At 71.0% G+C, this 8,120-nt stretch carries 7 protein-coding genes; 3 read left to right on the forward strand and 4 right to left on the reverse strand.

Annotation, left to right across the window (positions count from 1 at the left end; translation table 11 throughout):
• Positions 1-1,206 precede the first annotated feature (1,206 nt).
• The 3 genes from WH85_RS45275 to WH85_RS45285 all read right to left on the reverse strand — a co-directional run bounded on the left by WH85_RS45275 (position 1,207) and on the right by WH85_RS45285 (position 4,236).
• Positions 1,207-1,953, reverse strand: coding sequence for a hypothetical protein (locus tag WH85_RS45275; protein WP_157411639.1), 747 nt, complete (start codon positions 1,951-1,953; stop codon positions 1,207-1,209).
• A 321-nt stretch (positions 1,954-2,274) separates the two neighbouring features.
• Complete coding sequence (locus WH85_RS54335) at positions 2,275-2,508, reverse strand: pentapeptide repeat-containing protein (RefSeq protein ID WP_425394701.1); 234 nt, start codon at positions 2,506-2,508, stop codon at positions 2,275-2,277.
• A 237-nt stretch (positions 2,509-2,745) separates the two neighbouring features.
• Positions 2,746-4,236 (reverse strand): glycoside hydrolase family 43 protein, encoded by a 1,491-nt coding sequence (locus tag WH85_RS45285; protein WP_045748413.1) that lies wholly within the window; start codon positions 4,234-4,236, stop codon positions 2,746-2,748.
• Positions 4,237-4,425: 189 nt separating this feature from the next.
• On the opposite strand from WH85_RS45285, the gene WH85_RS51345 reads away from it, so the two are divergent.
• Complete coding sequence (locus WH85_RS51345) at positions 4,426-6,183, forward strand: protein kinase domain-containing protein (protein WP_052721304.1); 1,758 nt, start codon at positions 4,426-4,428, stop codon at positions 6,181-6,183.
• A 1-nt stretch (position 6,184) separates the two neighbouring features.
• On the opposite strand, the gene WH85_RS45295 is transcribed toward WH85_RS51345, so the two are convergent.
• Positions 6,185-6,913 carry an SDR family oxidoreductase gene (locus WH85_RS45295; RefSeq protein ID WP_045748418.1) on the reverse strand — a complete coding sequence of 243 codons (729 nt, stop codon included), beginning with the start codon at positions 6,911-6,913 and terminating at the stop codon, positions 6,185-6,187.
• Positions 6,914-6,992: 79 nt separating this feature from the next.
• On the opposite strand from WH85_RS45295, the gene WH85_RS45300 reads away from it, so the two are divergent.
• Both WH85_RS45300 and WH85_RS45305 read left to right on the forward strand, forming a co-directional pair.
• The gene (locus WH85_RS45300) at positions 6,993-7,670 is read left to right on the forward strand and encodes a TetR/AcrR family transcriptional regulator (protein ID WP_045748414.1); all 678 of its coding nucleotides are present in this window, start codon (positions 6,993-6,995) and stop codon (positions 7,668-7,670) included.
• Positions 7,671-7,776: 106 nt separating this feature from the next.
• The gene (locus tag WH85_RS45305; RefSeq protein ID WP_045748415.1) at positions 7,777-8,088 is read left to right on the forward strand and encodes a hypothetical protein; all 312 of its coding nucleotides are present in this window, start codon (positions 7,777-7,779) and stop codon (positions 8,086-8,088) included.
• The last annotated feature ends 32 nt before the right edge of the window (positions 8,089-8,120 follow it).

The following is an 8,120-nucleotide window of genomic DNA, read 5'->3' on the forward strand; positions in this document are numbered from 1 at the left end:
CCGCTCACCCAGCCCGCACCCCCACCCGCTCAACCCTTCCGGGCGGCACGCGCACCCATGCCCGCGCTTGGGTGCGCCCACCACGTGGAAGTCCCAACCCGGCCGGTGAACGCCCCCAATCAAGCCCAACCCAAGCGGTAAGCGCACCCGATCAAGCAATTGGGGGCGCCCACCGCCCCAAACCGAATGGCGACGGCTCCCAAAAACATGATCGGGGACGCTCACCATCCCGCAGCTCCCACTCGAGCGCCACCAACACCCGATCAAGCGAACGCGGGCCATCACCGCCCCAAACGGGAAGGCGACAGTCCCCGACCACTTGATCGGGAACGCTCACCACCCCACACCACCAACCCAAGCGCCACCAGCACCCGATCAAGCAAACGCGAGCGGCCACCGCCCCAATCGGGAGGGCACCCGCACCCAACCCCTTGATCGGGAGCACCCACCACCTACTTCGGCCAGACGGCAACGACGAAGCGGCAACAGCGGTAACGACCGAGGCACCAGTACTGGCACCGCACCGCACCGCACCGCACCGCACCGCACCGCACCGCACCGCACCGATCATGCACATGGGTGCGCTCACCGCCCCAAAGGGAACGGCGACGGCACTACCCGCTTGATCGCGGGCGCTCACCATCCCGCAGCTCCGGCTCAAGCGGCACCAGCACCCGATCAAGCGAACGGGCAAGGACACCACCCCAAACGGGGCGGTAACCGCACCCAACCCCTTGATCGGGTGCAACCATCACCCACTCCGGCTCCGGCTCCGGCTCCGGCTCCGGCTCCGGGCGGCAACGGCAACGGCCGACGGGCGACGTCGATACGTCGATACGTCGATACGTCAGATTTCATCGCTATGCCCGAGCTGGTCGAGATCCACGCGGACGAATCCGACCCGCAGCCCGATCCGCGCCGGTGGAGATCGCGCTGCGGCGCGCTCCCGCCGCCTGCCAGGAACCCGCGGTGATCATCGAGGAGGCGCGTCGAGTTCCCGGCCTTCGATTCTCTGACCCTGGACGTGACGCGCTGACCCCAGCGCACGGCCTGACCCAGCCAGCGCACGCACTGAAGCAACCGGCTTGCCGACGGGGCGTTTCCCTGTCGGCAAGCCGGCGAAGCGTAATTCGGTCAGGCGGCCTGGCGGACCAGACCGCCGTAGGCGTGGGTTGTCACGGTGACAGGTGGCGAAGCGTGATTCGGTCAGGCGGTCTGGTGGACCAGGCTGGGACGCAGCGCCGGGGCGGCGGCGCGCTCACGGCTCGGCAGGTAGCGGGCCAGGGCTGCGGCCCGGACGGTCGCCTCGCCCGCCTCGCGGCGCAGGCTGTCGCGGACGGCCACGGCGAGTTGGGCGTCGTGCCACGCCGACTCCTCGGCCTCGGTCGCCTGCTCGAACATGTGCCGGCGGACCGCGGCGGTCGCCATCTGCAGGACCAGTTCCTGCTCCACCGGGTGCAGCATCGGGTTCCAGCCGCCTTCGCCGGCCGCCAGGTCGACCAGCACAGTGGACGGCAGGTCACCCCGGTCGACGGCCTTCGCGGCGGCGCGGTGCAGGAACTTCTCGTTCTCCGCGTACTCCGAGGGGGTCTGCAGGAAGTGCGGGGAACGGAAGGCGGTCGCCGCCCGGGTGCGGGCCAGCTGCTTCTCGGCGTCCTGCCAGGCCTGCCACGCATCGGCGGCATATTCCTCGGACTGCGCCCAGAACTCCTGCCAGTTGCGGGCGGAGTCGCCGGCTCGCGCGGCCGCCACGTGGATCTCCTCGGCGAACCGCCGGGCGTCGACGGCCTCGGTACGGCGTGCCGCCCGCGACGTCCGCTGCGGTGCCGGACGGGTGCGGCGTGGCTTCCGTTGCTGCGAACCGCCGCTCAGCGTCAGGGCGGTCAGGAACAGCACCGCCAGCACGACATGCGAGGTCATCGCGGCTACGAGCTTCTTCGCCAGCACCTTCACGATCAGGGAGTCCTCACTCGCTCGGTCCCGGCCGTCGGCATGGCCAGGAATGTGGTCCCGGCCGTCGTGCTGGCCCGGGACATCGTCCCGGCCGGTGACCTGGCCAGGAACATCGTCCCGGCCGGTGGGATGACCGGGGACTTCGTCCCCACCGGTGACCGGGTCGGGAACTTCGTCCCGGCCGACGAGGTGGCCGGAGTCTCGGTTCCGGCCGGTGACGCGGCCGGAAAACGGGGTACACGGGATCTTCCCGCGGTGAGCGTCACGGAAACGAGAAATCCACAACTGTCGGTTCGACCGTACCGCTCTGGAGCGGATCCCTCATCCCGAGTGAGGCGTGACGTGAACCATGTTGCCGATCGCACACCCGCCGTGATGGCCCCAGTTCAGTCCGCCCGGACCGACATGTGCAGCGCCTCGGCGAGGCACACTGCCTGTTCGGCGGTGATGACCGCACCGCACCGCTCCACCTCCCGCGGATCGAAATCGGTCAGGCCCCCGCAGGTCGGTGTCGGTGAAGTCGGCCCCACGCAGATCGGCGCCGCCCAGATCCACGTCCCGGAGACCATCGCGCCGACCGGCAGGCCCGCCGTCTGCAGGGCGGAGCGGTGGCCGTCGAGGCGTGCCTGGCAGTAGAGGTGCCCCGGCCCGCTGATCATGGCGATGTCCCGGTGGCCGAGGCCGGTCAGGTGCCGGGTGGCGGAGCGTCCGCCGGCCCAGTCGGCGGCGCCGGCGAACGGGACGTCCTCCGGGAATTCGGTGGACGGGCCGAGGCGATGGTGACCGGTTTCGTCACGGGACGACACCAGGCAGGTAGTCGAACCAGTCGAAGTGCATCGTGCCGGAGGCCGCGTACATGCCGATCACCCGCCCGGTGAACCCGCCGGCCACCTCGGTCGACAGGTACCGCCCGTCGAGCCGGGCCAAAGCGTGGAACTCCCCGTCCGCGGTCTCGTACCCGAGGTGCAGTCCGTCGGGCCCGCGGGTCGGTGACCAGTCGCCGGTCGTGGCGAGCACGTCGACGCGGAGCACGACCGGCCCGTCCGGTAGGGGCACGGAGTCCACGGTGTGCCGGATCGACCCGATGCGGGCGGTGACCTCGATACTGCCCGCCCCGGCCGTGACGTCGTAGTGGTGCTGTTCGTCGAGGCGGACGGCCAGACCGCCGCGGCCACCGGTGGTGTCGGCGCTCACGCGTACCCGGCAGGAGGGGTGTTGCTGCCGTCGGCCGACGAAGGTCACGTCCGGTTCGTCGGGGGACGCTCCGCGCGCGTGCAGGGTGAGCCAGCCGGGGCGGTCGCTCGTGGACCAGCTCGACTCCGGTCGGGACCGCACCGACACCCAGCGCGGGTGCAGGTCGGCGCTGTCGAAGTCGTCGCGGGCCGGCTCCGGGGCGGGCGGTTTCAGCGGCCACGGCACGGTCGACTCGGTGGCCAGCTCGCCGACGACCGGCCAGCCGTCCACCCAGGTCACCGATGTCAGATAGGTTTCTCTGCCGAGGACGTGCCAGCCGGGGGTGCCGCCGCCGGGGCGTACCCCGAGCAGCACCATCCACCAGGAGCCGTCCGGGCCTTGGACCAGGTCGGCGTGGCCGGTGTTCTGGATCGGCCGGTCGGTGCCGCGGTGGGTGAGGATCGGGTTGGCCGGGCAGGGCTCGAACGGGCCGTCCGGTGAGGTGGCGCGGGCGATCGAGACGGCGTGCCCGCGTTCGGTGCCGCCCTCGGCGATCAGCAGGTACCAGTGGTCGCCGATCCGGTAGAGGTGCGGCGCCTCCGGGGCCTGCGCACGGTGGCCGCCGGACCACAGTCGGCGGGGTTCGCCGAAGGTCTCGCCGGTGGCCGGGTCGACCCGGACCTGGTAGACGCCCGCCCCGGTCAGCCAGCAGGTACCGTCGTCGTCCCAGGCCAGGTCGGGGTCGATGCCGCCGGCCTCGCCGCGGACCGGTTCGGACCACGGGCCGGCCGGGTCGTCGGCGGTCACGATCAGCGCGCCCTGGCCGGGCGTGACGTTGGTGGTGATCAGCCAGAACCGGCCGTCGTGGTGGCGCAGGGTGGGCGCGTAGACGCCGCCGGACGCGGGTGTCTGCGGGGGCAGGTGGAGCTGGGACGGCCGGTCCAGAGCGTTGCCGATCTGCTCCCAGTGCACCAGGTCGCGGCTGTGCAGGATCGGGACGCCGGGGAAGTACTCGAAGCTGGAGCAGGCGAGGTAGTAGTCGTCGCCGACTCGGCAGACGCTCGGGTCCGGGAACATCCCGGGGATCACGGGGTTGACGAAGCCGGGCATGCGCCGATTCAACCATCGGTTTCGATCAACCACCATGCCGCGTCTCCGCCGCTCATCGGAGCGTCTCCCACCAGTGCCCCACGATCGGGGTTCGCATGGGTCGATGTTGTCGTTTATCGGCCGGACCACCGGATTCCACAGTGGTTGGTAGCATCCGAAAATTATTTTCCGCCCGGCATGGAGCGATTTGTGAACGATCACAGCAGGCCCCGATACGGCCCGCTACAGCACGACGATCCCCGGCAGATCGGCGCGTACGAGGTGATCGGACGACTGGGCTCCGGCGGCATGGGTGTCGTCTACCTGGCGCGCGACCGTACCGGACGGCAGGTCGCCGTGAAGGTCATCCACGCTGTGGCGGCCTCCGATCCGGTGTTCCGCAGCCGCTTCCGCGACGAGGTCGCCAGCGCCCGGCAGGTGCCCCCGTTCTGCACCGCCGAGGTTCTCGACGCCGACCCGGACGCGCCGCACCCCTACCTGGTCGTCGAGTACGTCGACGGTCCCACCCTGGGTGAGGCGGTCCGCACGAACGGACCGCTGACCGCGGCGAACCTGCACGGACTGGCGATCGGCGTGGCCACCGCGCTCGCCGCCATCCACGGCGCCGGCGTCATCCACCGCGACCTCAAACCGGGAAACGTGCTGCTCGCCCCGGGCTCCCCCAAGGTGATCGACTTCGGGATCGCCCGCGCTCTGGAGGAGGTGCAGAACCGGCACACCCGGACCGGCATCTACATGGGCACGATCAACTACATGGCGCCGGAACGGTTCGACGGGCCTGCCACCGCGATCACCCCGGCCGCCGACATCTTCGCCTGGGGATGCGTGGTCGCGTTCGCCGGCACCGGGAAGGCGCCGTTCGAGGCCGGCTCCCCGATGGCGACCATGGCCCGGATCATCAGCCGGCCGCCCGACCTGGCCGGCCTGCCCGACGGACCGCTGCGCCGCATCGTCGAGCAGGCCCTGTCGCCGGATCCGGCCCGGCGGCCGACCGCCCAGGAACTGCTCGCCCGCCTGCTGGGCAGCGGGTCGGCCGAGGCGTTCGCCGGTCAGCCGGACCTGCGCAGTGCCGCCATGGAGGTGGGTGTTCCGCGGCTGGAGGTGCCGACCGGTCCGACCGAACCGTCCCGTCCGCCGCGGCCGGCTCGCTCCCGGTGGGCCATGCCGGTTCTGGTCGGTGCGGTGGTGGTGCTCCTGCTGGCGCTGGGTGGCGCGGTCGGGCTGATCGTGAACAGCCGGCGACCGGTGGCTCAGCCCGGCGCCCTGCCGCCGCCGGCGCCCGCCTCTTCTTCTTCGCCCTCGCTGCCACCTTCGCCGTCGGCCTCCCCGTCGCGGTCCGCCACGAGCGTCCCGCCCTCACCGGCCGTCACCACCGCGCCCTCGAAGAAGAAGAACAAGACGAACAAGACGACAGCGCCGGCGGACACCGACGGACTGCCGCCGATCAAGGCGGCCGCGGTGAGGGACAAGAGCTACGGGCCGTTCTTCGTCCAGAACGCGACGACCGGCTTCTGCATCGACCTGCCGGACTTCGGGCCGGGCACCCCGGACGGGCCGGTCCGGCAGGACGTGTGTCACCCGACGTTCGAGGACAACCAGGAGTTCCGGTTCGTCCCACGTGGCACCGACGGGTCCGGCGACCAGCTGTACTGGATCCGCAACGCCGTCGACAGCCTGTGCCTGGACGTGCCCGGCGCGGGGACCGTCGAGCACGGCACCCCGGTCACCGAGACGTACTGCGTCGAGGACGACAACCAGGACTACCGGCTGGAGTTCCGGTTCACCTCACAGGGCCGGCGGTACCACCGGATCGTCAACGCGGCGTCCGGCCTCTGCCTGGACGTGTTCGGCACCGGTGACGGCGGCCCGGCGACCGGCCTCACCCTGGCCACCTGCGTCACCGGCGACGATCACGAGTGGGCCCTGATCACGAAGTCGCGGTTCTGACTCAGACCATGCCGCCGTTGGCGTAGACGGTCTGCGCGTTGACCCAGCGGCCCGGACCGGCCAGGAAGGCGACCACCTCGGCGATGTCCTCGGGCGCGCCGAGCCGGTGCATCGGGTTCATCTTCGCCATCCGGTCGATGGTCGCCTCGTCCTTGCCGTCGAGGAACAGGTCGGTGGCGGTCGGGCCGGGCGCCACCGCGTTGACCGTGATGTCCCGGCCGGCCAGTTCCTTGGCCAGCACCAGGCTGATCGCGTCGACGGCACCCTTGCTCGCCGCGTACGGCGCGTAGCCGGGCAGGCCCAGCTTCTTGACCGAGGTCGACAGGTTGATGATCGCGCCGCCACCGCGGACGTGCCGGGCGGCCTGCTGGTTGACGACGAACGTGCCGCGGATGTTGGTCCGGTGCATGCGGTCCAGCACGGCCAGATCGAAGTCGGCCACCGGCGCCAGCGCCATCATCCCGGCCGAGTGCACGACGACGTCGACCCCACCGAACCGGTCGGTGGTCTCGGTGAACAGCGCGGCCACCTCGGTCTCTTCGGCGACGTCCGCACCGTACGCGAAAGCCTCCCCGCCGTTGTCCTTGATCTCGGTGACGACCGCCTCGGCGGCGTCCTTGTTGCCCGCGTAGCCGACGACGACGGACTGGCCGGCGGCGGCGAGCCGGAGCGCGATGGAGCGCCCGATGCCGCGGGAAGCGCCGGTCACGATGGCGACTCTGGTGGTCATGTCGAACTCCTTGTTCTCATCGCTCACGTGTTTTCGTGATCTGCGCTCACAGTATCAGGCTTTTGGTAGCATCGCTCACATGGTTGGTGATCGCCGCTCCGTCATCGAGTCCGTGGCACTGGAGCTGCTCGACTCCGGCGGCCCGGCCGCCCTCACCACCCGGGCGGTCTGCGCCGGCGCCGGCGTGCAGCCGATGACGATCTACCGGCTGTACGGCGACATGGAAGGACTCATGACCGCCGCGGTCCGGCGCGGGTACGACGCGTACATCCGGGCCAAGACCGACCGCGAACGCCACGAGGACCCCGTCGAGGACCTGCGATCCGGCTGGGACCTGCACGTGGGATTCGGGCTGGCCCACCCGCACGTCTATGCCCAGATCTACGGCCGCTACGCCCCCGACCAGGAGAACCCGGCCGCCGACGCGGCCGCCGCCATCCTGCGCAGCCTGCTGGAACGGGCGGCCCGGCACGGACGCCTGACCCGCAACGTGGAGACGGCGGCGCACATCATCCACAGTGCGGGCTGCGGGTTCACGCTGTCCCAGATGCGGGTGCCTGCGGCGGACCGCGACCCGGGGCTGTCCACGGTGGCCCGGGAGGCGGCGCTCGCTGCGGTGACCACCGACGGGGCGACTGCCGGATCGCCGGTGCGGACGGCAGCGGTGGCCCTGGCTGCGGCGATCGACGAGGGGGATCCGCGGTTCAGCGCGGGCGAGCGGCTGCTGTTGACCGAGTGGTTGGCGCGCCTGAGTTGATTAGGATGGCCACTACCGCAGGTGTATGCGAGGAGGTGATCACGGTGCATCCGATCTAGCGACAGCCCCGGAACGGGGCGTCACGGAGCCGGAAGGTGCCCGTTTCATGAGTAGGACCGACAAGACCCGGCCGTGGTGGGTGCAGCTCACCGATGCGCCGGGGCGAACCTGTATGCCCCAGCACGACCACCGTTTCGGGCCGTGCACCCTGCCCGATGAGATCACTCCCACGCGCGTGCTGAACGGCACCTGCCGCTGGGTCGGCACGGCCGCCTACCGGGTACGACGTTGCGAGAGTCACGGCGTCCGCGAGTCGCAGCTCATCTGCCGCACCGACCGGCGCCGCGATCGCCACCGGAGTCGTCACGACCTGCGCGAACAGCTCAGTCGCCGCCGAGGCGCCAATCCGCCGGCCTGAGCCCGTCCCGGAGCCGAGCCCGTCCGTCCGCC

This window comes from Actinoplanes rectilineatus, assembly GCF_000962825.1.
In the GTDB taxonomy this organism is placed as follows: Bacteria; Actinomycetota; Actinomycetes; order Mycobacteriales; family Micromonosporaceae; genus Actinoplanes; species Actinoplanes rectilineatus.